Origin of the sequence: Serratia sp. 506_PEND (genome assembly GCF_001076875.1) — a bacterium.
Taxonomy (GTDB): Bacteria; Pseudomonadota; Gammaproteobacteria; order Enterobacterales; family Enterobacteriaceae; genus Serratia; species Serratia marcescens.
Window position 1 is genome coordinate 1 of the sequence record NZ_JVEL01000544.1, and the last position, 24,328, is coordinate 24,328.

Here is a 24,328-nt window from a genome sequence, read left to right on the forward strand (position 1 = left end):
ATAAAAAAAGCCGGTCATGATGACCGGCTTTTTTATCGGCTTGCGCCAGACCGCTTACTTCAGCAGCGCCTGCGCCTTCGCCACCACGTTGTCCACGGTGAAGCCGAACTCGGCGAACAGCTGCTCCGCCGGCGCCGACTCACCGAAGGTGGTCATGCCCACGATGGCGCCGTTCAGCCCCACGTACTTGTACCAGTAGTCCGCGATACCCGCTTCCACCGCCACGCGCGCCGTCACCGCCGCCGGCAGCACCGACTCGCGGTACGCCGCATCCTGCTTGTCGAACGCGTCGGTCGACGGCATCGACACCACGCGCACCTTGCGGCCCGCCGCGGTCAGCTTGTCCGCCGCTTCCACCGTGATGCCCACTTCGGAGCCGGTGGCGATCAGGATGACGTCCGGCGTGCCCGCGCAGTCTTTCAGCACGTAGCCGCCGCGGTACACGTTCGCCAGCTGCTCTGCGGTGCGCGGCTGCTGGGTCAGGTTCTGGCGCGAGAACACCAGGGTGGTCGGGCCGTCGTTGCGCTCGATGCCGTACTGCCACGCCACCGCCGATTCCACCTGGTCACACGGGCGCCAGGTGCTCATGTTCGGGGTCACGCGCAGGCTCGCCAGCTGCTCCACCGGCTGGTGAGTCGGGCCGTCTTCGCCCAGACCGATGGAGTCGTGGGTGTAGACGAACACGTTGCGCAGCTTCATCAGCGCCGCCATGCGCACCGCGTTGCGGGCGTATTCCACGAACATCAGGAAGGTCGCCGAGTACGGCAGGAAGCCGCCGTGCAGCGCGATGCCGTTGGTGATGGCGGTCATGCCGAACTCGCGCACGCCGTAATGAATGTAGTTGCCCGCCGGGTCAACGTTCAGCGCTTTCGAGCCGGACCACATGGTCAGGTTGCTCGGCGCCAGGTCGGCGGAGCCGCCCAGGAACTCCGGCAGCACCTTGCCGAACGCTTCCAGCGCGTTCTGCGACGCCTTGCGGCTGGCGATGTTGGCCGGGTTGGCCTGCAGTTTTTCCACGAACGCTTTGGCGTCGGCTTTCCAGTCGGCCGGCAGCTCGCCGTTCATGCGGCGCTTGAACTCGGCGGCCAGTTCCGGGAAGGCCTTGGCGTAGGCGGCGAACTTGTCGTTCCAGGCCGCTTCTTTGGCCTGACCGGCTTCTTTGGCGTCCCACTGAGCGTAGATGTCCTGCGGGATTTCAAAGGCGGCGTATTTCCAGCCCAGCGCTTCGCGGGTGGCGGCCACTTCGGCGGCGCCCAGCGCGGCGCCGTGCACGTCATGGGTGCCGGCCTTGTTCGGCGAACCGAAGCCGATAACGGTCTTGCACATCAGCAGCGACGGCTTGTCGGTCACCTTGCGGGCTTCTTCAATCGCGGCCTTGATGGCGTCCGGGTTGTGGCCGTCGACGTTGCGCACCACGTGCCAGCCGTAGGCTTCGAAACGCAGGGCGGTGTCGTCGGTGAACCAGCCGTCGACGTGGCCGTCGATGGAGATGCCGTTGTCATCGTAGAAGGCGGTCAGCTTGCCGAGCTTGAGGGTGCCGGCCAGGGAGCAGACTTCGTGCGAGATGCCTTCCATCATGCAGCCGTCGCCCATGAAGGCGTAGGTGTGGTGGTCGACGATGTCGTGGCCGGGGCGGTTGAACTGCGCCGCCAGGGTGCGTTCGGCGATGGCGAAGCCGACGGCGTTGGCGATGCCCTGGCCCAGCGGGCCGGTGGTGGTTTCAACGCCCGGGGTGTAGCCGAACTCCGGGTGGCCCGGGGTTTTGGAATGCAGCTGACGGAAGTTTTCCAGCTCGCGCATCGGCAGGTCATAGCCGGTGAGGTGCAGGAGGCTGTAAATCAACATGGAGCCGTGGCCGTTGGAGAGCACGAAACGGTCGCGGTCAGCCCAGTGCGGGTTAGTCGGGTTGTGGTTGAGATAGTCACGCCACAGGACTTCGGCGATGTCCGCCATGCCCATAGGGGCCCCCGGGTGGCCGGAATTTGCTTTTTGTACGGCGTCCATGCTGAGTGCGCGGATAGCGTTGGCAAGCTCTTTACGAGAGGACATGTTTTACTCCAGGTCGGATAAAAAAAGCAGTCAAGTTCCCTATTTTCTCAGACTCCACATCACAACGGCAATCCCTAATGCCAAATGAGAGCGAGTTCACCACTTATTAGCACGATTGGACGCTTTTTCGGAATAACACTATTCTCGCCTTAGCTGGCGTACACTAGGCTCTTGCGACAAGATTTCCTCAAAGCAAAATGACTCTTTTACCTTGTTACCTTCACAGGAAGATGGCGTTATGAAAATTCGTACCTCTTTGATTGCGTTGGGCATTGCCACCTTGGCAACCGGCTGTCAAAACCTGAATACCGAAACCTTGATGCAGTCCGGCGCGCAGGCGTTCCAGGCGGCGACCCTGAGCAACGACGACGTTAAGGCCCTGAGTGATAAATCCTGCGCCGAGATGGACAGCAAGGCACAAATCGCGCCGGCCGGCAGCACCTACGCCAAGCGTCTCAACAAAATCGCCGCGGCGCTGGGCGACAACATCAACGGCACCCCGGCCAACTACAAGGTCTACGTGACCAAAGACGTCAACGCCTGGGCGATGGCCAACGGCTGTATCCGCGTCTACAGCGGCCTGATGGACATGATGAACGACAACGAAGTGGAAGGCGTGCTGGGCCACGAAATGGGCCACGTGGCGCTGGGCCACACCCGTAAAGCGATGCAGGTGGCTTACGGCACCGTGGCGCTGCGCACCGCGGCGTCCTCCGCCGGCGGCGTCATCGGCTCGCTGTCGCAGTCGCAGCTGGCGGATATCGGCGAGAAGCTGGTCAGCGCCCAGTTCTCGCAGAAGCAGGAAAGCGAAGCGGATGATTACTCGTTCGATCTGCTGAAAAAACGCGGCATCGATCCGAACGGCTTGGCCACCAGCTTCGAAAAACTGGCCCAAATGGAAGCCGGCCGTCAGAGCAGCATGTTCGACGATCACCCATCTTCCCAAGCGCGCGCGCAGCACATTCGCGATCGCATCGCAGCAGAGAAGTAACAACGAGAACGCCCGGCAACCGCCGGGCGTTTTTTATCGTATCAATACAGGGTTTTCTGCGGCGGCCCGGCGAAGGTCAGCGGCCCGACCCGCTTCATGTCCACCTCGACCACCGACGGCCCCGGGTAACTGATCGCCTCGGCCAGCACGCCGTTGAACTGCGACGCCGCGTCCACCTTCCAGGCTTTCAACCCCATCGCTTCGGCAATTTGAGTAAAGGCCGGCGTATGCAGTTCGTTGTAATACTGGCGCCCAGCGAAGTACTTGTCCTGAATGCCACGCATCACGCCATAACCGCCGTCGTTCATGATCAGCAGGGTGATGTTCACCTGTTCCTGCGCCATGGTCGCCAGTTCCCCCAGGCCCAGCGCCAGACCGCCATCGCCCACCAGCCCCACTACCTTGCGCTGCGGGTTGGCGATTGCGGTGCCGATCGCCATCGGCAGCCCCATTCCAATGGCGCCAGCCAGCGAGTGTATGTTGCACAGCGGCGAGATCGCCCGGAACAGCCGGCTGCCCCAGACGCTGCCGGAAACGGTGATATCGCGCACCAACAGCCCGTCCTGCGGCAGCGCGGCGTCGATGGCGTCATTGAGTTTGGCGTATTCGCCGGACTGCTGGCGCAGCGCGCTCTCAGCCTGCTGCACCGCTCCAGCGATCTCGGCATCCCACTCGGCGCTCACCTTCTCGCCAGGGGTCAACCGCGCCGCCAGCGCCGTCAGCAGCGCCGCACAGTCGCCATTGATCTGTTCATCGGCCAGGTAGTTGCGGTTGGCCGCCGCCGGATCGATGTCAATTTGCACCAACGGGCGCGGCAGCGGCAGCGTCCAGGTGCGGGTTTCATTACTGCGCAGGCGCGAACCGGCCACCAGCGTCAGGTCGCACTGCGTCAGGATCGCTTCAATGCTCGGCGAGTTGTGGAACGCCCGCAGGCTGCGCGGATGGCTGTCCGGCAGAATGCCGCGCCCGTGGGTGCTGGAGATCACCGCCACGCCGGCGTCCGCCAGCTTGCGCACCGCGTCGCCGCAGGCCAGCGCACCGCCGCCCAACCATAACAGCGGGCGCTTGGCCTGTTTCAGCCGCTGATGCAGCCGCTCCACCGCTGCGGCGTCCGCCTTCGGCAGCGGCGCCGGCGCCAACGGTTCGGCCAGCACCGAGCGGGACACCAGGCTGCTTTGAATATCGATCGGGATCTCGACCGCCACCGGGCCGCAGGGCACGGTTTGCGCATCCAGGATCGCTCGCTGGATCACCGCCACCGCCTGCTCCGGCGAATTGACCCGGTAAGCGCGCTTGGAGCAGGCGCGCAGGAAGCCGAGCTGATCGCGGGTTTCATGAATAAAACCGGCGTCGGCGTCCAGATAGGCTTTTTCCACCTGGCCGGTGATATGCAACAGCGGCGTGTTGGCGTTGAGCGCCTCAATCATCGCCCCCACCGCGTTGCCGGCGCCGGCGCCGGTGCTGGTCAACGCCACGCCCAGGCCGGAGAAACGCCCGTGCGCGTCGGCCATGGTGACCGCGCCCGCTTCGCCGCGCGCCGGCACGAAGCGAATTTTATCGCGCTGCCCCACCGCATCGGCGATCGGCAGATTATGAATCGAAATGATGCCGTACATCGCCGACACCGCGTACTGTTCCAGAGTCCGGGCTATCGCCTCGCCAACCGTGATTTTATCGCTCATCATCTGCCTTCTTAGGGTAATCGTTATTAGGGTTATGCGTAGAGGTGTCGGCCTAGTCGCTCCAGCGGTTCACCTGATGGCTCAGCGCCAGATACACGCTTTTCTGCTGCATGTAGGCCTTGATGCCGTTCAGGCCCTTTTCGCGGCCCAGTCCGCTTTCCTTGAAACCGCCGAACGGCGTGGAAATCGAGAACGTTTTGTAGGTGTTGATCCAGACGGTGCCGGTTTCCAGCCGCTCCGCCAGCGCCATCGCCCGCGGGAAATCGCGGCTCCAGATGCCGGCCGCCAGGCCGTACACCGAGTCGTTGGCCTGTTCGATCAGCTGTTGCTCGTCGTCGAACGGCAGCGCCACCAGCACCGGGCCGAAGATCTCCTCCTGGCACACGCGGGCATCGTTGTTCAAACCTTCGATAATGGTCGGCAGGTAATAGCTGCCGCTCGCCAGTTGCGGATCGGCCGGCGCTTCGCCGCCGATGCTCACCCGGCCGCCCTCCTGCCGCGCCAACGCCACGTAGTCCGCCACGCTTTGCCGATGTTTGGCGCTGATCAGCGGGCCGAGATGCACGCCCGGCACCAGCGGGTTGCCGATGCGCAGCCCCGCCGTCAGTTCGGTCAAGCGCGCCAGCAGCGGCTGATACAGCGAACGATGCACGAACAGCCGTGAACCGGCGATGCACGCCTGGCCGGCGGAGCTAAAAATGCCGTAACAGATGCCGCGCGCCGCCTGCTCCAGATCGGCGTCCTCCAGCACGATGGTCGGCGATTTACCGCCCAGCTCCAGCGAGGTGGGGATCAGCTTGTCAGCGGCGATGTGCGCCAAATGGCGCCCGGTGCCGGTCCCGCCGGTAAAGGCGATCTTCTTCACCAGCGGATGGCGCGCCAACGCCTCGCCGATCACCGAACCTTTGCCCGGCAGCACGCTGAGCAGCCCGGCAGGGAGCCCCGCCTGTTCGAACAGCTCGGCCAGCTTCAGCGCCATCAGCGGCGTGGCTTCGGCCGGTTTGAGCACCACGGCGTTGCCCGCCGCCAGCGCCGGCGCCACCTTCTGCATTTCGCTGGCGATCGGTGAGTTCCACGGCATAATGGCGGCGATCACCCCCATCGGTTGATACTGACTGAGCGTCATCACTTCGGCGCTGCGCGGGGTCGGCAGCTCGCCTTCCAACACCTCGCAGGCGGCGGCGAAGTAGCGCGCGGTCGCCGCCGCGCTGGCCACCAGGCCGCGAGTTTCCGCCAGCGGTTTGCCGTTGTCGCGAGTCTGCAGCTCGGCCAGCTGTTCCTGCTGCGCCAGGATCAGGTTGCTCACGCGGTAGAGAATTGAGGCGCGTTGGTGCGGCACCAGCCCGCGCCATTCCGGCGCGCGCCAGGCCTTTTCCGCCGCCTCTACCGCCTCGTTGACATCTTCGACGTTAGCGGCGCGCAGCCGCGCGTTGACGCTGCCGTCGGCCGGGAATACCGAAGCCATCTCTTCGCCGCGCCCTTCACGCCAGCGCCCGGCGACAAAAATATTCAATCGTTCCATGCTCCGCTCCTGCCGTTCAGGCAATAAAACCGCCGTCCACCAGACGGCGGCAGGCTTGTACCGCGCTCAGCGCCGCCAGGGTTGATGTTTTGGGATTGCTCGCCAGCGGGTTGCCGCTCAGCTCAATGTGAAACTCGCCAAAGTCGCCGCACACCTGCAGGCGATGGGTGTTGCGCCGGGTGGCGGGATCGACCTGCAGGCGCACCCGGGTGGCGTCCATCCCCAGACCGTTGAGCGCAATAGTGGCCGCCACGTTGGCGTTGGCCGGGAACAAACGCGCCGCTTCGCGCGCCGAGCCTTCAAAAAATACCTGCGCCTCGCGCACCGCATCGAGGTCGATCAGTTGCTCCGCCGGGCTGCCGCGCCAGCTGGCCGGGCTCTTGCTGGCCTGATAGGTCACGCTCTCCAACCCGCCTTCACGCGCCGACGCCAGCCCGTCCATCCCCGCCACCGCGCCGGACAGCACGATCAGCTGCCCGTGATGGCGGCGGCAAACCTGCTGCAGCCGCTGTTGCAATGCGGCGTCCGCCAGCGCGCCGGTCGAGACCACCGCCAGCGGCCAACCGCGCTGCAGCACCGCCTCGCCAAACTCCGCCACCGCCTGCTGGCTGGCGCACTCCAGCACCAGATCCGGCCGCTGCGAACACTGCTCCGGATGGGTCAGCGCCTGCACCCGCCCGTCAAAAGCCTCGGCGATCGCCGCATGATGAGCTGCGCGCGCCAGGATCCAGCCAACCTCCACGCCTTCCGGCAGACGGGCGATCACTTCCTTCGCCATCGCGCCGTAGCCAATCATCATGATCTTCTTCATCTTTCTCGGCCCCTGCTACACATGGCGGTTAAAGCCGCCGGAAACGTCCAGCGCCGCGCCGGTGGTAAAGGAAGCCAGCGGCGAAGCGAGGAACAACAGCGCCTGCGCCGGCTCCTGCGGCTTGCCCAGGCGTTTCATCGGGATGCCGCGCCGTTCGGCGATGGCCGCCGTCCACTGCTCCCAACTTTGATCTTTATCGCTGCGCTCTTCGAAACGGCGGCGCCACTGGCCCGACTCCACCATCCCCAGCAAGATCGAGTTAACCCGAATGCCTTTGCCCACCAGCTCTTTCGACAGCGTCAGCGTCATGTTGAGCAGCGCGGCGCGCGCCGCCGAGGTGGCGATCATGTGCTCTTCCGGCTGCAGCGCCAGCAGCGAGTTCACGCAGGTGATAGACGCGATCTCCGATCGTTCCAGCGCCGGTAAGAACGCCTGCACCGGGTTGATCACGCCGAACAGCTTCAGCTCGGCCTCATGCAGCCAGGCCTCGCGCGGCGTCTGGTCAAAATGGGCGACGAAGCCCTGACCAGCGTTGTTGATCAGCAGATCCACGCCGCCGAAATGCGCCGTCACCTGAGCGGCGAACTGCGCCACCTGCTGCGCGTCCAGCACGTCGCAGCGCAGCGCCAGGATATCCGCCTGCGGGAAGTCCGCGCGCAGGCTGGCTGCTGCGCCGGCCAGTTTGTCCTGATCGCGGCCGCAGAACGCCACTTTCGCCCCTTCGGCCAGCAGCAGCTTCAGGGTTTCAAAACCGATGCCCGACGAGCCGCCGGTCACCACCGCCACCCGATCCTCAAGCTGAAAATTCATCGTTGGATTGCTCCCGTAAAGTCCCGCAGATAGCGGTTGAAACACGCCGGCGCATCGAGGTAGCTGGCATGACCGGCGGCGGCGATCAGACGCAGCGTCGCGTCCTGCTCGCGCGCCAGCTCGGCCGCCTTCTCCGGTGGCGTAATGCGATCCTGTTCACCGCACCACACCTCCAGCGGGCCGCGATAGCGCGCCAGATAGCGGCCGATATCATCGTTGGCCAACATCCAGGCGGCACTCAGAAAACCGTCGGGATCGAGCTGCTGCATGCCGTTGCGCACCCAGGCGATATCCTGCGGATCCGCCCCTTCACGCAGCAAGGCCGCCGCCCGCTGCTCGCCGTAGCCCACCGGCCCCAGCGTCTCTATCATCTGCTGGCGCTGGCCGTACACCTGCCGGCGTTTTTCCTCCGGCGCCGTGGCATAGCCCTGCGCCGGATCCGCCAACACCAGCCCGCACAGCCCATCCGGATAGCCGGCGGCATAGGCGCTACCGATCAGCGCCCCCAGCGAATGGCCGACGATCAGCGGCTGCACCAGCTGCAGCTCATCAATCAGCGCCGCCAACGCCGCCGCATAACCGGCGGCATCGGCCTGCGGATCCGCCAACGGCAGGCTGCCGCCGTAGCCCGGCGCGTCCCACGCCAACAGACGGTGGCCGTCCGTCAGGCCGTTATCGTTGAACTGCTTGATCCACGAGGCGGATCCGGAGCTGATGCCGTGCAGCAACACCACCGGCCGCCCCTGCCCGGCCTCGCGCCAGCTCAGGGTGTACGCCCCGCAGCGCGCCCGTTGGCGTTGCGCCAGGCCGTTCATCAGTTGCGCTTCACTTTGGACAGCGGGTGATCCGCCGGATAGGTCGGGATCTCCGGCTTGGCGGTGCCGAGCATCACGCACATCAGCGCCTCTTCCTCGCCGTGGTTGAACAGGCCGCGATACACCCCCGCCGGCACCGAGATCAGATCGCGCTCTTTCAGCCTGGTTTCGTAATACTCTTCCCCATCCTGGATCATCAGCGTGATGCTGCCTTTCAGCATGAAGAACACTTCTTCCACGTCGTCGTGCAGGTGCAGCGGGCCCTCGCACTTCGACGGCAGCACCATGGTGGAGAAGGTGAAGTTGCCCGCCGGAATGGTGTTGGCGTCGCTGGCCACGCCGGTGGCGCCGGTGCCGATGTAGCGCATCTGCGCGCGGCGGTATTTCGGGTCAAAATCGGCCTGGAATTTCAGCGCGTTCCAGTCATATTTGCGGCCTTCGAAACGGGCAATGCGCGACTCCACCCAGTTTTCCATCGACAGATCCTGCGGCTTGACGCCGGCTTTGTTCTCAACCTGAGACATGTTGTCACTCCTCTGTTGAATCAAATGGTTATCCCCTTCGTCTTTCACGCTGTCGCGTTGTTGGCTGCATTCGTTCGCACCAGTCACTTACCGCAGTAAGCTCCTGGAGACTCACGAACTTGCCGCCTAGCCACAGCATGAAATCCATTGGGCTTATTAATTGTTAATTCAGTACTTTCTCAGTAACGGCAGCAGAATGAGGCAGCCGACGAACGCCATCACCACCAGGAACAGCAGGCCGTTATCCATATTGCCGGTGGCGGCGATCAGCGCCCCCATCAGCACCGGCGCCAGCGCGCCGGCAAAATTGCCCAACCCATTGAAGATGCCGCCGGCGGTGGCGCTCACCTTGCTGCTGGTGGCCTTCGCCAACAGCGCGAAAATATTCGGCGCGCCGGCGCCCCACATAAAGGTGCTGAAGGCCATGGCGGCGATCACGCTGTAGGTGCCCTGCAGGTGCAGCACCACCGCCAGACCGAGGCCGGCGCCGCACAGCGACAGGAAGCAGGCCAGCGCGCGGCGATCCAGCTTGTCCGACAGCCAGGCGCCCAGCACTTCGCCGAGCAGCATGGCGATGAACGGCAGCGAAGAGAGGTAACCGGCATGCTCCAGATGAATGCCTTTGCCCTTGATCAGGTAGCTCGGCAACCAGCCGTTCATGCCCCACAGGTAGGTCAGAAAGGCGATGTTGAACAGGCAGATCATCCAAAAGTGCGGACTGCGCAGCAGCTCGCGGCGGTGCTGTTTGCGTTCGGACACCGCCGGTTTGGCCGCCGCCGCCGGACGCGATACGTTCAGGTGGCGCATGCCGAACAGCACCAGCAACATCACCGGCAACGTCAGAAACGCCATAAAGAAGAAGGTGGCCTGCCAGTCGAAGGTATTGAGGATGTACAGGGTGACCGGGAAGCCGAGCGCGGCCCCCAGCGGCGTGCCGAGCAACCACAGCATGGTGGCGCGCGCCTGCAGCTGCGGCGGGAAAGCCTGACGAATAATGGCGTAGGCCATCGGCAGCAACGGCCCTTCGGCGATGCCGAGCAGGATGCGCAGCGTCATCATGGCGTGATAGGAACGCACCAGCCCCATCAACACCATCAGCACGCCCCACACCACCATCATGCCAATCAATACCTTGACCGGATTAAGCCGATCGCCGATGCCGCTGAGCAGCATTGAGGAAATGCCGTAGGAGAACAGAAACGCGCTCATCAGCAAGCCCAGCCGCGCCGGGTCAAAACCAATGCCCAATGCCTGCTGAAACTCGGCGTCGGAAAACAGCGCCGCGATGCTGATCTTGTCGAAAAACGCCAGCAGCACGCAGGCGAACAGCGCGATCGGCACCGACCAGCGCACCCGCTGCTGCGGATTTTCGGCAACGGTTTCCCCCGCCCGTCCAGCGCGGGCGTCAATGTCTTGCGTAGTCATAAAACGCTCCCGAGGTTCGGGCGTTATTTCAACGCCATCAAAGAAAACTCCGCATCCGCCAGTTGCTGCGGATCCAGCACCCGGCCGCTCGCCAGCCAACGCTTGCCGAGTTTGATGGTGCGCGCGTCGTTGAACGCCACCATCTGCACCAGCTGCCGATCGGCGTTCAGCGTGAAGAACACCTGCGACTGCGGTGTGCGGCGCACCACATGATGCACGCCGCCGCTCGGCACGCCGAGGATCTGGATATTGACGTCATATTGATCCGACCACAGCCAGGCCACGTCGTCATACGGGGCGGCGAAGGCGTCGAGCATCGCGCAGGCGGTGCTGATGGCCTGATTTTGCGCGTAGGCCCAGGACTGCAGGCACAGGCCAAGCGTCGGGTGACGCGCCACGTCGCCGGCGGCGAAGATCGCCGGATGGCTGGTGCGCCCCTGGCCGTCGACCACAATGCCGGACTCGATCGCCAGCCCGGCGCTGCGCGCCAGTTCGAGATTCAGCTCGACGCCGATCCCCACCACCACCAGATCGAAGGCCTGCGGATCGCTGACTTCGCTGCCGATCCAGGCGGCGCCGTCGCGATCTTCCAGCGAGATCTCGCCGCAGCCGCACAGCACCGTGACGCCCTGCCGGCGATGCAGTTCGAGCAACGCCTGCGAGACATCGGCGCCGACGCTGCGCATGCACAGCGCAGGCTGGCGTTCAAACACCGTCACCTCGGCGCCGAGACGCCGCGCGGAAGCGGCGATCTCCAGCCCGATCCAACCGCCGCCGACGATCGCCAGGCGACGACAGCCCTGCAGCCCCTGCCGCAACCGGGCCGCATCGTCCCAGGAACGCAGCGTCATCACGCGCGGGTGCTGCGCCCAGGCGGCGCCCGGCACACGCGGCCGCCCGCCGGTGGCGATCAGCAACTGCTCGAACTGCAGCCGTTGCCCATCGCTGAGCGTAACGATTTGCTGTTCGGCGTCGATGGACTCGGCGCGCAGCGGGCGGCGCCAGTCGATATTCAACTCCGCCACCGTCTGTTCGCTGAACAGCCGGCTGAGAGGCGCCGCGGCATCCAGCAACGCCGCTTTCGACAGCGGCGGCCGCTCGTAAAAATCGTAGGGTTCGTCGCTGACAACCGTCAGCCGGCCGCTGTAACCGCGGTCGCGCAGCGTCTTGGCCGCCCAGCCGCCGGCCTGGCCGCCACCGACGATGACGATGCCCGCCTGTTCAGCCCGGTTCATAACGCCTCCGCTTTTTTATGCTGGCGGCGCGTGTCGTGATCGATGCCGCCCTCTACCGCCCATTCGGTGAAGGAGACCAGCGAATGCTCCAGCTCGCGCGGCTGCCAGTTTTCCGTCAGATAATCGTCGTTGGTGTAGTACTCGAACGCGCCGCCGGTCGGGCTGTTGACGTACCAGAAATAGGCCGAGGAGATCGGGTGGCGGCCGGGGCCGATAAAGGTGCTCCACTGCTCTTTGTTCATGGCGATGCCGCCGCCGATCACTTCGTGGATATCGCGCACGGTGAACGCCACGTGATTCAGGCCGCGTGGGCGGTTCGGCAGCTTCAGCAGGAACAGGTTATGATGGCCGCCGCGCGCCTGGGTGCGCAGGAAGACGGCGCGATCGATATAGCGATCGGAAACCTGGAAATCCAACAGCTCGCGGTAGAAACGCTCGGTCGCCGCCAGATCGTCGACGAAGAACACCACGTGGCCGATGTTGATCGGCTGCGCCTGCGAATAGACCGGGCTGGGTTGATCGATGCGGCGCACGTCGCCCCACTGGTTGATCGGCGTGACCGGCACCTCGACCGCCTGCTGGCGGCTGACGACGAAGCGCAGCGTCATGCCGTTGGGATCGCGGCATTCCAACTCTTCTCCCACCTGACGGAAGCCGGGCATCAACGCCAAACGCGGCTGCAGGCGCGCCAGTTCGGCGGGCGAGGCCACGCCCCATGTCATGCGGCGCAGGGTGGAACCGCCTTCAAACGCCGCAGGCAGCGCCGCGCTTTGCAACGGGTGCAGAACGACCTGCGCCCCGCTCAGGGTAGTGAATTCGCGCTGCGGTTCGCCCCAATGTTGCGTGGCGGGCTGCAGGCCAAAGTCTTGCATGAATTTTTCGCAGGTTGGCAGATCTTCGACGCCAAACTCCAGTTTTTCGATTCCGATTACGCTCATTGCTCAGCCTCACGTTCTCGCTGTATACGGTTTTCAGGCATGACTGAACCCCGGCCCCTGTTTGCTGTGGGCCTTATCCCTGCCTGAGTGAAAGAGTCGATCCTGTCGGTTAGCCGACGTTGGCCTGCGGCGGCGCGCCGAGGAAGCCGGAAATTTTCTCCGCCGCATCGCGCACTTCCATGCGCAGCCGCTCGCGATCCGCTTTCGGGATCTCATCGGACGGCACCATGATGCTGACCACCGCCTCGACCCGCTGCTCACGGTTGAAGATCGGGTAGACGATCGAGGAGATGCCGTGGCGGAAGAATGATTCGCCGATCACATAGCCGCGCGCCTTGTCTTGCTGCACCATCTGCCACAGCGTTTCGCGATCCGCCGGGGTGCCCGGCGCGTTGCCCGGCAGCTGCTCGTCCGGATAGAGTTGTTCGAACTCGCTGCGGGTGGCGCTGGTCAACAACATGCGGCCGAGCGAGGTTTGGTGCACCGGCAAACGGGTGCCGACGCTGACCTGATTGATCTGCGAACCGGCGGCGCTGACGCGGGCGATATAGATCACATCACGCCCGTCGCGGATCGCCAGATGGCTGCTGCACTGGCTGCGATCGCGCAGCTGTTCGATCACCGGCTGGCCGGCCTGCGCCACATCCAGCGACGCGATATATTCGAAGCCGAGGCGCAGCACCTTGATGCCGAGCGCAAAGGTGTTGGTGCGCGGATTGCGCTCCAGAAAGCCCAGGTGTTCGAGCGTCTGCACCACGCGATAAGCGGTGGCCTTCGGCATATCGACCAGGCGATGCAACTCGGCGAAGGTCATCTCCTTATGCTGCTCGCCAAACGCCAGCAGCAACTGCAACCCGCGATCCAGGCCCGGGATCAGATACTTACATGCTTGCTCGTCCGCCATCTCTCGCTCCTGCGCTGTGCGCCTGCCCTGCGGGCCGTCAGTTGAATACGAAGCCGCCGTTGACCGGCAGCAGTTGACCGGTGACGAAATTCGCCAGCGGCGACAGTAGATAAAGCACCGTACCGTTCACATCGTCCGGGTGCTGCGCCCCGGCCAGCGCGCGCCCCTGCTCGTACAGCTGGTGGCGTTCGGCGGGGACATACTCGGTAGCTTCCACCCGCGTCAGGCCCGGCGCGATGGCGTTGACGCAGATCCCCTGCGGACCCAGTTCACGCGCCATCGATCGGGTCATCGCGATCAGCGCGCCTTTACTGGCAACATAGGCCATCAGGCGCGGCGCGCCCCACAGCGCGGTGTCCGACGCCACGTTGACGATCTTGGCGTGCGGGTTGCGCGCCAGCAGCGGCACCGCCGCCTGGCTCACCAGCCAGGTGCCGCGCACGTTGACCTGCATCACCCGATCCCACAGTTCGATATCGTATTCCATCATGGTTTTGCCGCCGACGCCGGTCGCCAGCGCCGCGTTGTTCACCAGGCCGTCGATCCCGCCGCCTGCGGCGATCTTCTCGAACGCCGAACGGATCGAATCCGGTGACGCCAGATCGATGATTTGCGTTTCCACCTGAGCGCCCTGCTCGCGCAGCGCGGCGCCGCTCGCCGCCAGCTCATCCGCCAAAATGTCGCACATCACCACCTGCGCGCCGGCAGCCGCGATGGCGGCGGCGAAGCTGTAGCCCAGGCCGCGCGCCGCGCCGGTGACCACGATGCGTTTACCGTTCAGCAGGCCGTTCACTGCGCCGCCTCCCGCTCGCGCAGCGTCGCCAGCTGTTTTTGCGCCTCTTTCTGCATCAGGCGGCGCAGGCGAGAAAGACCGACGTCGTGCTGGTACAGATATTCGCGGCCGCGGGCGTTAGGCGCCATGTTCTCAAGCACGATGCGATCCTGCTCGAGCACGTCCCAATGCAACGATTCCAGGCGATTGCGGTACATGAAGCGCCACATGTCGCGCTGCCAGTCTTTGACCTTACGAATGCGCCAGAAGAATACCCGGCAGTGATCTTTGTCTTCCGGCACCACCATGCCGATGATCCAGAAGTGACCGCCCGGCCCGAAACGCTTCTTGTACGGGATCGACAGGCGCATCCAATACGCGCCGCTGTTGCCGAATTCCACCCAGTCGAAGTTGACGCCGATCTGGCCGTTTTTCTTGAAGATGAAGCCGCTGTCGGTCGGCTCCAGCGCCATGTCCGCCTTGCGATCACCTTCCGCCATCGAGTGTGAAGAGGAGTGCAGGTAAGTGCCGTGCATCGGATCCATCACGTTTTCCAGGGCGTACTGGTAGTTGCAGTTCCAGCTGGCGGTGCACAGAAAATTACTGTACGACGCTTCGTCCGCCAGCTCTTGCGGGAAAGTCAGCTCCGCCGGCGCTTCATCCGCCGTCACGCCGAAATAGAGAAACACTGCGCCGTAGGCTTCTTTGGCCGGGTAAGACCGCAGGCATTTTTGCCCCACCAGCGGGCAGCGATCCACCGCCGGCACGTCTTTCACCGTCCCGTCTCCGCCGACTTCCACCCCGTGATACCAGCAGGCAATACGATCGCCGAGGTTCCACCCCATGGAAAGCCGCGCGCCGCGGTGCGGGCAGCGATCTTCCAACGCGTGGATCTGGCCTTCACCGTCGCGCCACACCACGATTTGCTGCTCGAGACGGGTGATGCCGACCGGGTTGTTGCCCACTTCCCAACTGGCCAGCACCGGATACCACATGCCGCGTAATCCCTGGTCAAGATAGTCCTGCAGGCTCTGTTCGGAGGATGTTGTGTTTGCTGTCATTGTCTTCTCCCGGGTGTCGCTCAGAAACCGTTAACGTGAAGGAATTCGCGGAACGTCGCCTCATTCCACGGTTGGCCGCTGCGATCGAACAGGCGGCGCTGATTCAACGCGCTGACGATCTGCTCCAGCTCTTCCGCCCCCTGATCGAAGATCGTTTCCAGCGCCGCCACCAGCGCGGTTTCGAAACCGTCCGGCACCCGGGCGCGGTTTTGCCAGATGACATTGCGGAACTGGCCCGGCTGATGGATTTGGCCGTTGCCGCCTTCGCGGGCCGGCGTCACTTGTTGGGTGTCCGGCAGCCAGGGATTGAAATCGGTGATGTGCTGCATGATTACTCCTCCGCGATAAAGGTGATCTGGATTTGGTTGTCGACCACCCGGGTGGGATAGGTTTGCAGATCTCGGCCGCCCGGCTCGCGCAGGCACTGGCCGGTACGCACGTCAAACAGCGCTTCGTGCAGCGGGCACTCAACCTTGCCGTCGTCTACAAACCCCTGGCTGAGCAAGGCATAAGCATGCGGGCAGACGTCTTCCAGCGCGTAGTAGTTACCGTCGAGCAGGTACACCCCGATCTCTTTTCCTTCCACTTTGCCGGAGAAAGGAAAATCTTCTTTCACCTGAGACACTTCGCACACATTCTTCCAGCTCATTGCTTTTATCCTCTATCTGATTGTTTCATATATGAAACTCAGTTTCTTATTTAATACAGCCACTATAAGTCTGGCGAAACTTTCGTCAAGCGAGCGGAACGGCAAATGTTAATGAAAGGTTGTTTAAAAATGACAAATGCGGGAAGGATCACGAAATCATGCACCGATATGAAAAACCTATGTCAGTTGTGCGCTCCCTCGCTAATTTATGGCAAAAAACGCGTTGATCTCTGCGGCGAATTGCGCGTAAAAGTGTTTTCTCTCTGTCATTCACACCCTATTTGATAACAATAAATTTACATCAATCAGCCCCATCCCCGCGTTTGCGCCAAATGGCATCCTCGGGTGAGTTTACTGCTGCCTGAATTCGTCAACCGCTCGCACTGAGGAACGCGCCGTGCAACAACGTCAACGCTGGTTTGGGGTGCTCGCCCTGTTGTTTCTGATCGTTATCGCCTATGCGGATCGGGTTAATATCGCCGTGATGTTGGTCAATCCCGACTTCCTGCAACACTTTCAACTCGGCGGTGACCGAGCTCACCAGGGCACGCTGATGACGGTGTTTTTACTCGGTTACGGCCTGTCCGCCATGTTGCTGACGCCGTTTCTGGAAACGCTGATGGGTTACCGCCGCGCGCTGACGCTGAGCGTGGTGCTGTGGGCGCTGCTCACCGCCGCCTCGCCGCTGGCGGGATCGCTGCTGTTGCTGTGCGCGGTGCGCGCGCTGCTTGGCGTCAGCGAAGGGCCGCTGTTCTCGCTGAAAACCATGTACATCAGCGATCATTTCGCCGCCGACGAGCGCGGCAAGCCCAACGCGGTCAGCGCGCTGGGCGTCTCGTTGGGGCTGGTGCTCGGCTTTCCGCTGGTGAGTTTTCTGATGGCGCACTTTGGGTGGGCGATGTCGTTTCACCTGCTGGCGCTGCTCAACCTGCTGCTGGGCCTGGCGCTGGTGCGGTTGTTCGTTCATCCGCTCGCCTTATCTTCATCTTCACGCCCCGCCGATTCGCAACCGGTGCTAAGCCGCGTCTGGCACACCTTCGCGCTGGCCTGGCGCACGCCGATGCTCGGCTGGATCCTGCTGATCGAGATCGCCACGCTCAGCTATCTGTGGGGCTCCAGCGCCTGGCTGCCGGCTTACCTGACTGATGAAAAAGGGTTCTCCATCAAGCAAATGGGCTGGATGGCGGCGCTGCCGTTCATCGTCAGCATCGCCTCCAAATACCTCGGCGGCGCGTTGCTCGATCGTATCCGCCCCTATCAGGCGCCGCTGATCTTCGTCTTTGGCGGCGCGGCGACCGCACTGTGCATCTATGGCGTAATGAACAGCCATCAGCTTGGTTGGATCGCCTTCTTCCTGCTGGCGGCCAACGCCTGTTGGGGTGCGCAGGGCGCGGCGATCCCCACGCTGCTCCAGCATTATGCGCGGCCGGAGGCGGTCGGCAGCGCCTATGGGCTGATCAACGGCATCGGCAATCTGTTCTCGGCGTTCGTGCCGATGGCGATGGGCATGGTGATGGCCAGCCAGGGCAAGGTGTCCTCGGGCTTTGCGGTGCTGATTGCCTCACAGCTGTTGACGCTGCTGGCGGGCGGCGCGCTGTTTAGCCGTATGTTGCTGACGCGGCAGGTGAAACGGGCATAGTCTGTTCCCGCACCGTTGCGGCAGAGAAAGCCAATGGCCTTGAGAGGGTGCTCATGGATCTGGACGCCAACAACCAGCAGACGGGGGATATCCCCCGTCGCCGGGTTGCCTTACCGTTCGGATTCGTAAGCCAAAATGGCCGCAACCTCCGTAGTGCCCGATCGGATCCGCAGCTCGCACAGCGTGCTGCGGGTTATCCATGCCAGTGATATTACCGTGGCACAAATAACCACCAGTTTTAACAGGCTCCGTTTGTTCGGCATCATGCCTTCTTCTCCTTGCCTCGCGGCGGGTAAGAGGCTAACTTAACGTTGTCACGCGTTAGAGTAGGCCTCGGGTTGATGGATATCGACTCGGGGCTTTTCTCTTTGTATCTTTCGCACGGGCTCCAGAGACAAAGATCCAGAGCACCCGCCCGCAGTATATTCACCTCCTCCTCTCTTCCCGCGTTCCTTTTCACGTTAAATGTCTTTCTTGCGCAGCGACACGCAACGCCTTGCAAGGCGTTGAAAAAAGGCCCAGCAACGCTGGGCCCTTGATGGCGGAGAAAGCAAAGTAGGGATGAAGCTTACGATGTCTGCTTACGCAGCAGATAAACGAAGTACGGCGCGCCGATAAAGGTCGCCAGTAACCCTGCAGGGATCTGATACGGAAACAGCAGCATCCGCCCGCACCAGTCGGCAAATACCATCAGCAAACCGCCCAACAGCGCGGCGATCACCATCTGCGGCAGCGCGCGGCGGAAGCCCAACATGCGCGCCATGTGCGGCGCCATCAGCCCGACAAAGCTCAGCGGCCCCACGGTCAGGGTCGCCATGGCGGTCAGCGTGGCGGCCAGCAACAGAATGGTCAACCGCGCCGGCGTCAGCGCAATCCCCACCGAGCGGGCGGTGGCGCCGCCGAGCGGCAAGATGGTCAACCAACGGCGGCACAGCGGCGCCAATACCATCAGGCCGGCGGCCACCAGCGCGGTGCGCAGCGCCTGCGCCGGCTCCACCGAATAGGTTGAACCGGAGAGCCAGGTCAGCAAGCCCCCCATACGCGGATCGCCGCTGGCCAACAGCAGGAAGATGACGGTGGTAAAGGCGGTGCTGAGCGCGATACCGGCGAGCAACATGCGCTCAGTCGAGAAACCGCCGCGGCCTGCGGCGATCATGATGATCAGCAGCGTCGCGGCCGCCCCCAAACTGCCGGCGGGCAGCAGCCAAACGAAGGCGTCGCCCGGCACCACAAACAGCATCATCACGACGCCAAAAGCGGCGCCGGAGCTGATGCCCAACACTTCCGGGCTGGCCATCGGGTTGCCGGTCAATTTCTGGATCAACGTGCCGGCGACCGCCAGCATCATGCCCGCCGCCAGCGCCGACAGCACCCGCGGCCAGCGCCACGGCAGCAGGGAATCCAGTTCCGCACCCAGGCTCCAGTGCCAACCGCCGGCGTTTTTGCCCAGCATCAGCGCCAGCGTCAGGCCGATCAGCAATACGAGGCCCCCCAGCAGGATCCAGCCGGGCAGATTCCCGCGCTCGGCAGGCACCTTGTCGCCAAGGTTCATCGGCGGCGGCGTAGCGGCGCTGCGCAAACGCGGCAGCAGCCACAACAGCAGCGGCGCGCCGAACAGTGCAGTGGCCGCGCCGGTCGGGATCTCGCGCCACACCTGCGTCACCCCGAGCATCACCTGATCGGTCAGCCACAGCAGCAGCGCCCCCAGCAACGGCGCCAGCATCATGCGGTGCGCCAGGCGGCGCGCGCCCAGCATCTTCGCCATCAGCGGCGCAAACAGGCCGATAAAGCCGATAACGCCCACCGCACTCACCAGCATGGCGCTGAAGATAATGGCCACCCCCAGGGCGCAGAAGCGCGCCATCGACAGCCCCAGCCCCAGGTTGCGCGCCACGCCGTCGTCCAGCCCCAGCAGCGTCAGCGGGCGCAGCAACAGCGCCGCCAGCAGGCCTGCTACCAGCAAACGCGGCAGGAGGAACTGTACGGCGCTCCAATCCTGTTGGTTCAGCGCGCCGGTGCCCCACAGGAACATGCCCTGCAGCTGATCGTAATGAAACAGCGCCAACAGGCTGTTGACCGCGCCGCAGTACAGCCCCAGCACCAGCCCGGCCAGAATCAGCGTGACCGGCGACATGCGCTTGCCCCAGGCGACGCCGAACACCAGCCCGCCCACCACAATCGCGCCCACCATAGCGGCCAGCTGGCGGGTGAATTCGCCCCCCGGCAGCACCCACAGCGTGGCGATGGTCAGGCCGAGCTGCGCGCCGGCGGCCACGCCGAGCGTCGACGGTTCCGCCAACGGATTGCGCAACACCTGCTGGAACAGCACGCCGACCAACCCCAGGCCGGCGCCGGCCAACAGCGACACCGTCAACCGCGGCAGCAGGCTGTAATGGAACAGCATTTGCCGCACGTCGTCGATGTCCGGCGCGCTGAGCGCCCGCTCCCATTGCGCCGGCGGCAGCTGCTGCGTCAGGTTGTATATCGTCAGGCCACCTGCCGCCGCCAGCAACAGCAGGATCAGCGTCAGCGGCAATTTCCGGATGCCCGCATTCATGCCGCACTCTCCTGAGCCTGCGCCAACAGGCGGCAAAACCGCATCGTCGACAGCGTGGCGCCATAGAACCACACCGCCGGCACCTGCCGCAGCTGGTTTTGCCGCACGAAGGGCAATGACTGCCACAGCGGCGTCGCGCTGACCTTGTCCATCATCGCTTGATTGCCGTGATCGAGATAGATGACCCGGGCGTTACGCACCGTGGCCAACCGTTCAATCCCCACCACCGCCGTGCCCCAAAAGTCGGTTGGCTCCTGCCAGGCATTGCGGATGCCCAGTTGGTCCATCGCTTCCTGGAACAGGCTTTTCTGGCCGATGATCAACGCATGACGCGTGTCGATCAGTGAAAACAGCAGCAACGGTTGGCGGGTGTAGCTTTGCAGGCGCTGACGCGCGTCCTGCATAAAACTGTCGAACTGCGCCAGGTGGTTTACCGCCCGGCTTTCTATGCCCAACCGCTGGCCCAGCGCCAGCAGCGACTGACGGGCGACGGTCAGCGGTTTGCCGCTGCCGTCGTTGAAGCCGAAGCTCATGGTTGGCGCGATGGGTTGGATTTTGCGCGGCGTCGGGCCATAGCCCTGCGACAGCAACACCAGCGAAGGCTGGAGCTGCTGCAGCAGTTCGAGGTTAGGTTCGGTGCGCTGGCCGACGTCGACCACCGTCGCCGGCAGCTTCGGCTCCGCCACCCACAGGTTGTAGTTATGCACATCGGCCACCGCCAGCGGCGTCACGCCCAATGCCAACAGCAGCTCGATCGGCAGCCATTCCAGCGCCGCAACGCGCGCGATATCCGGCGGCGCATCCGCCGCCCGCCCGGGCCACGATCCCAACAGCGGCGACAGCGCCAGTGCCATCAACAGACGGCGGCGCAGCGGATCGTGAGAAGAAGTGAATGCAGAAGACATCAGTAGACAAAACTCACCGGCGCGCCGCCGCTCGGATGCGGCAACGTGCCCATAGGAATACCGTAAATTTGCTCCAGCACCGGCCCCTGCATCAGTTCCAGCGGGCCGCCCTGGGCGATCATTTCACCGCCGCGCAGCGCCACCAAATGGTCGCAGTAGCGCGCCGCCATGTTGATGTCGTGCAGCACGGCGATCACCGTGAGATCGCGTTCGCGGCTCAGGCGCTGGATCAGCGCCAGCACCTCGACCTGGTGCGCGATGTCCAGCGCCGAGGTCGGTTCGTCGAGCAGCAGGCAGCGGCTGTCCTGAGCCACCATCATCGCCAGCCAGGCGCGTTGGCGCTCGCCGCCGGACAGGCTGTCCACCAGGCGGTTGGCGAACGGCTTCAGCCCCACCAGTGAAATGGCCTCTTCCACCAATTGGCGATCGTTGGCGCCAAAACGCCCCAGCGCGCCATGCCACGGATAGCGCCCGACGGCCACCAGTTCGCGCACCGTCATGCCTTCCGCCGCCGGCAACTGCTGCGGCAGGTAGGCCACCTGGCGGGCGAAGGATTTGCTGTCCCACTGCGCCAACGGCTGCCGATTGAGCAGTACCTGGCCGCCGCTGGGCGCATGGTGCCGCCCGAGCAGTTTCAACAGGGTGGATTTACCGGAACCGTTATGGCCGATCAGGCCGCAGACGTTGCCCTGGGGAAAACTGAGCGACAGCGGTTGCAGCAGCACCCGGCCGGGGACGGCGAAACTGGCGTTATCCAGCGCGAAGGTCGCGCCGGGATTAAGAAGTTTGTCCTGCATAGATCCTGCTTTGTCCGGGGCGACGCGGCGCCGCCCCGGCTATCCGGTTAGAAACGGAAGGTTGCGGTGGCGACCACCTGGCGTTCTGCGCCCCAGTAGCAGGCGTAGTCGCGGTAGCAGCTCGACACGTAGGTCTTGTCGAACAGGTTATTGATGTTGACGCCCACGGACGAGCCCGGCAGGCCAAAGCGCGCCAGATCGTATTTAATGGTCGCGTCCACCAGCGTGTAGTCCGGCACCTTGAAGGTGGAGTTATCGCTGTTGAAGCTCGAGCTGGAGCCGACGTAACGCACGCCGGAACCCAGCGTCAGGCCGCTCACCGCCGTTTCGTGGAAGGTATAATCCGCCCACAGCGACGCCATATGTTTCGGCACCTCGACGGTCGGTTTGCCCTGATAGGTATTGTCCTTGGTGTACTTCGCATCGGTATAGGTATAGGAGGCGATCAGGTTGACGTTGGCATTCAATGCCGCCTTGGCTTCCAGCTCCACACCGCGCGAACGGATCTCGCCGCTCTGCACGCTGAACTGCGCGTTATCCGGATCCGGCGTCAGGTTGTTGTTCTTGGTCAGCTGGTACAGCGCGCCGGTCAGCACGATTGGGCGATCCTTCGGCACGTATTTCACACCGGCTTCATACTGCTTGCCGATCGAGGGCTTAAAGGTCTGGCCATTGATTGACGTATCGAGGGTCGGTTCAAACGACTCGCTGTAGCTGAAATACGGCGTCACGCCGTTGTCGAACAGGTAATTCAATCCGCCGCGCCAGGTAAACTGCCCATCGGAGCGTTCGTTGGTGTACCCGAGAACGCGGTTATTGGCCGACGTTTTCGCCCAGTCATAGCGCCCGCCCAGCGTCAGCAGCCACTGGTTCCACTCCCCTTGCTCCTGCACATACAGGCCGGTTTGCTCCTGACGGTTCAAGTACTTGTATGGGAAGTTGATATTGACCACATCATTGCCATACTGCGGCTGGGTCATACTCAGGCCGTCTGCGGAACCATAGTCGGAATTGATATCGTTGCGCATACGCGAATAATCTACGCCAAACAACAGCGTATGGTCGATATCGCCGGTTTTCACCTTCGCCTGCGCCTGAGTATCAACCGCAAAATTGTTCAGGTGCTCTTTCGACTGAACGTAAGCGCGATTGATCGTCGTCGGTGATGACAAGCCGAATCCGTAGATGCTCTTCATATCGGTGTCCACCTGCATATAACGCAGGTTCTGGCGCACCGCCCAGGTATCGTTGAAGGCGTGTTCGAAACTGTACCCGATCATCCGCTGCTTGCGCGCCATATAGTTGCTGGCTTCGCCTTCGTTGAAATCGGTCGGCAGTTTGCTGCCGTCCGGCAACGGGATCAGCGTGCCCTGCTTCGGCAACCAGCCGTAATAACCGGTATAGGGATCGTTTTGAATGTTGGCCAGCAGCGTGAAGTTGGTTTTGTCATCCGGGCGCCAGCTAAAGGATGGCGCGATCGCATAGCGCTTCTCTTTGCTCATGTTCTGCTGCGTATCGCTGTCTTTCGCCAGGCCGGTCAGCCGATAGGAATAAATGCCCTGATCGTCCAGCGCGTCGCTGAAATCGAAACCGGTCTGGAACAGGTTATCGGTACCCATTTTGAACTGGATTTCGCGCAGCGGCTCGGTGGTTGGCCGCTTGCTGACCATCGAGACCAAACCGCCCGGGTTGCTTTTACCGTACAGCACCGAGACCGGGCCGCGCAGCAGCTCGGCGCGTTCGAGGAAATAAGGATCGATGGACGCTTCGCTGTAGTTGTCGCCCAGCAACCGCAGGCCATCCAGATACTGGGTGGTGTTGGTAGCCGGGAAGCCGCGGATTGCCACCGCGTCATAGGTCGTGGAGCTGCCGCGGCTGGCGAATACGCCCGGCGCATAGGCCAGCGCGCCCTTCACCGTATCCGGCTGGCGCATGTCCATCTCTTCACGCGTCACCACGGAAACGGACTGCGGGTTCTTTTCGATCGGCGTATCGGTTTTGGTGCCGGTGGCGCTGCGTTTGGCGACATAGGTGCCGACCGGCCCCCAAGCGCTTTCCTGCTGGGCGGCATTACTGCCGCCCACAACGGTAATCGTGTCTTCCTTGGCGGACGATTTGGCGTCGGCGGAAAAGGCCGGCATCGCCAGCGTGCCCAGCGCCGCGGCGACGGTGATCGCTAACGCGCTGACGGGGAGGCGGCCCTGCTTGGCCGCGAATGATGGAAGACGCTTGGTCGGCATAG

The 24,328-nt window shown here is 63.4% G+C and carries 22 protein-coding genes; 2 read left to right on the plus strand and 20 right to left on the minus strand.

The features are described from left to right. Positions 1-54: 54 nt before the first annotated feature. A complete protein-coding gene (gene tkt, locus ADK28_RS23560) occupies positions 55-2,049 on the minus strand; it encodes a transketolase (protein ID WP_048796554.1) in 1,995 nt (664 codons plus the stop codon). Between the two features lie 238 nt (positions 2,050-2,287). On the opposite strand from tkt, the gene ADK28_RS23565 reads away from it, so the two are divergent. Next, positions 2,288-3,040, plus strand: coding sequence for a M48 family metallopeptidase (locus ADK28_RS23565; RefSeq protein ID WP_016930039.1), 753 nt, complete (start codon positions 2,288-2,290; stop codon positions 3,038-3,040). 41 nt (positions 3,041-3,081) lie between these two features. Here ADK28_RS23565 and ADK28_RS23570 read toward each other — a convergent pair whose 3' ends face one another. The 14 genes from ADK28_RS23570 to ADK28_RS23635 form a co-directional block, all read right to left on the minus strand. After that, a complete protein-coding gene (locus tag ADK28_RS23570) occupies positions 3,082-4,722 on the minus strand; it encodes a thiamine pyrophosphate-binding protein (RefSeq protein WP_033639424.1) in 1,641 nt (546 codons plus the stop codon). 52 nt (positions 4,723-4,774) lie between these two features. Continuing rightward, on the minus strand, positions 4,775-6,244 hold the full coding sequence (locus tag ADK28_RS23575) for an aldehyde dehydrogenase (RefSeq protein WP_048796836.1): 1,470 nt from the start codon (positions 6,242-6,244) through the stop codon (positions 4,775-4,777). A gap of 16 nt (positions 6,245-6,260) precedes the next feature. Further along, on the minus strand, positions 6,261-7,055 hold the full coding sequence (locus ADK28_RS23580) for an aspartate dehydrogenase (protein WP_033639423.1): 795 nt from the start codon (positions 7,053-7,055) through the stop codon (positions 6,261-6,263). A gap of 15 nt (positions 7,056-7,070) precedes the next feature. Next, positions 7,071-7,865, minus strand: coding sequence for an SDR family oxidoreductase (locus ADK28_RS23585; protein ID WP_048325319.1), 795 nt, complete (start codon positions 7,863-7,865; stop codon positions 7,071-7,073). Beyond that, positions 7,862-8,680, minus strand: coding sequence for an alpha/beta fold hydrolase (locus tag ADK28_RS23590; protein WP_048796837.1), 819 nt, complete (start codon positions 8,678-8,680; stop codon positions 7,862-7,864). Before ADK28_RS23590 ends, ADK28_RS23585 begins: the two co-directional genes overlap by 4 nt. Beyond that, positions 8,680-9,204 (minus strand): cupin domain-containing protein, encoded by a 525-nt coding sequence (locus tag ADK28_RS23595; RefSeq protein ID WP_004937634.1) that lies wholly within the window; start codon positions 9,202-9,204, stop codon positions 8,680-8,682. Before ADK28_RS23595 ends, ADK28_RS23590 begins: the two co-directional genes overlap by 1 nt. Before the next feature lie 168 nt (positions 9,205-9,372). Next, positions 9,373-10,629, minus strand: coding sequence for an MFS transporter (locus tag ADK28_RS23600; protein ID WP_016930045.1), 1,257 nt, complete (start codon positions 10,627-10,629; stop codon positions 9,373-9,375). A 23-nt stretch (positions 10,630-10,652) separates the two neighbouring features. After that, the gene (locus tag ADK28_RS23605) at positions 10,653-11,864 is read right to left on the minus strand and encodes an NAD(P)/FAD-dependent oxidoreductase (protein WP_033639420.1); all 1,212 of its coding nucleotides are present in this window, start codon (positions 11,862-11,864) and stop codon (positions 10,653-10,655) included. Then, positions 11,861-12,802 (minus strand): VOC family protein, encoded by a 942-nt coding sequence (locus ADK28_RS23610; RefSeq protein WP_048796838.1) that lies wholly within the window; start codon positions 12,800-12,802, stop codon positions 11,861-11,863. Before ADK28_RS23610 ends, ADK28_RS23605 begins: the two co-directional genes overlap by 4 nt. A gap of 109 nt (positions 12,803-12,911) precedes the next feature. After that, on the minus strand, positions 12,912-13,706 hold the full coding sequence (locus ADK28_RS23615; RefSeq protein ID WP_033639418.1) for an IclR family transcriptional regulator: 795 nt from the start codon (positions 13,704-13,706) through the stop codon (positions 12,912-12,914). Between the two features lie 37 nt (positions 13,707-13,743). Beyond that, positions 13,744-14,499 (minus strand): SDR family oxidoreductase, encoded by a 756-nt coding sequence (locus tag ADK28_RS23620; protein ID WP_048796839.1) that lies wholly within the window; start codon positions 14,497-14,499, stop codon positions 13,744-13,746. Further along, positions 14,496-15,539 carry an aromatic ring-hydroxylating oxygenase subunit alpha gene (locus ADK28_RS23625; protein WP_028127706.1) on the minus strand — a complete coding sequence of 348 codons (1,044 nt, stop codon included), beginning with the start codon at positions 15,537-15,539 and terminating at the stop codon, positions 14,496-14,498. The genes ADK28_RS23620 and ADK28_RS23625 overlap by 4 nt, the downstream gene beginning before the upstream one ends. Before the next feature lie 20 nt (positions 15,540-15,559). Then, entirely contained in the window at positions 15,560-15,868 is a 309-nt protein-coding gene (locus ADK28_RS23630; RefSeq protein ID WP_004937617.1) for a recombinase-like helix-turn-helix domain-containing protein, read from the minus strand. 2 nt (positions 15,869-15,870) lie between these two features. Further along, entirely contained in the window at positions 15,871-16,188 is a 318-nt protein-coding gene (locus ADK28_RS23635; protein ID WP_004937614.1) for a non-heme iron oxygenase ferredoxin subunit, read from the minus strand. Between the two features lie 397 nt (positions 16,189-16,585). Here ADK28_RS23635 and ADK28_RS23640 point away from each other — a divergent pair, with 397 nt between their 5' ends. Next, the gene (locus tag ADK28_RS23640) at positions 16,586-17,827 is read left to right on the plus strand and encodes an MFS transporter (protein WP_048796840.1); all 1,242 of its coding nucleotides are present in this window, start codon (positions 16,586-16,588) and stop codon (positions 17,825-17,827) included. A 110-nt stretch (positions 17,828-17,937) separates the two neighbouring features. Here ADK28_RS23640 and ADK28_RS23645 read toward each other — a convergent pair whose 3' ends face one another. From ADK28_RS23645 to fhuA, 5 genes are all read right to left on the minus strand, one after another. Next, a complete protein-coding gene (locus ADK28_RS23645; protein WP_004937610.1) occupies positions 17,938-18,090 on the minus strand; it encodes a Hok/Gef family protein in 153 nt (50 codons plus the stop codon). A 305-nt stretch (positions 18,091-18,395) separates the two neighbouring features. Further along, positions 18,396-20,384, minus strand: a complete 1,989-nt coding sequence (gene fhuB, locus ADK28_RS23650; protein ID WP_048796841.1) for a Fe(3+)-hydroxamate ABC transporter permease FhuB — start codon at positions 20,382-20,384, stop codon at positions 18,396-18,398. Further along, complete coding sequence (gene fhuD / locus ADK28_RS23655; protein WP_048796842.1) at positions 20,381-21,289, minus strand: Fe(3+)-hydroxamate ABC transporter substrate-binding protein FhuD; 909 nt, start codon at positions 21,287-21,289, stop codon at positions 20,381-20,383. Before fhuD ends, fhuB begins: the two co-directional genes overlap by 4 nt. Then, positions 21,289-22,086, minus strand: coding sequence for a Fe3+-hydroxamate ABC transporter ATP-binding protein FhuC (fhuC, locus tag ADK28_RS23660; protein ID WP_016930054.1), 798 nt, complete (start codon positions 22,084-22,086; stop codon positions 21,289-21,291). The genes fhuD and fhuC overlap by 1 nt, the downstream gene beginning before the upstream one ends. A 47-nt stretch (positions 22,087-22,133) precedes the next feature. Continuing rightward, positions 22,134-24,326, minus strand: coding sequence for a ferrichrome porin FhuA (fhuA, locus tag ADK28_RS23665; protein ID WP_048796843.1), 2,193 nt, complete (start codon positions 24,324-24,326; stop codon positions 22,134-22,136). Positions 24,327-24,328: the final 2 nt, after the last annotated feature.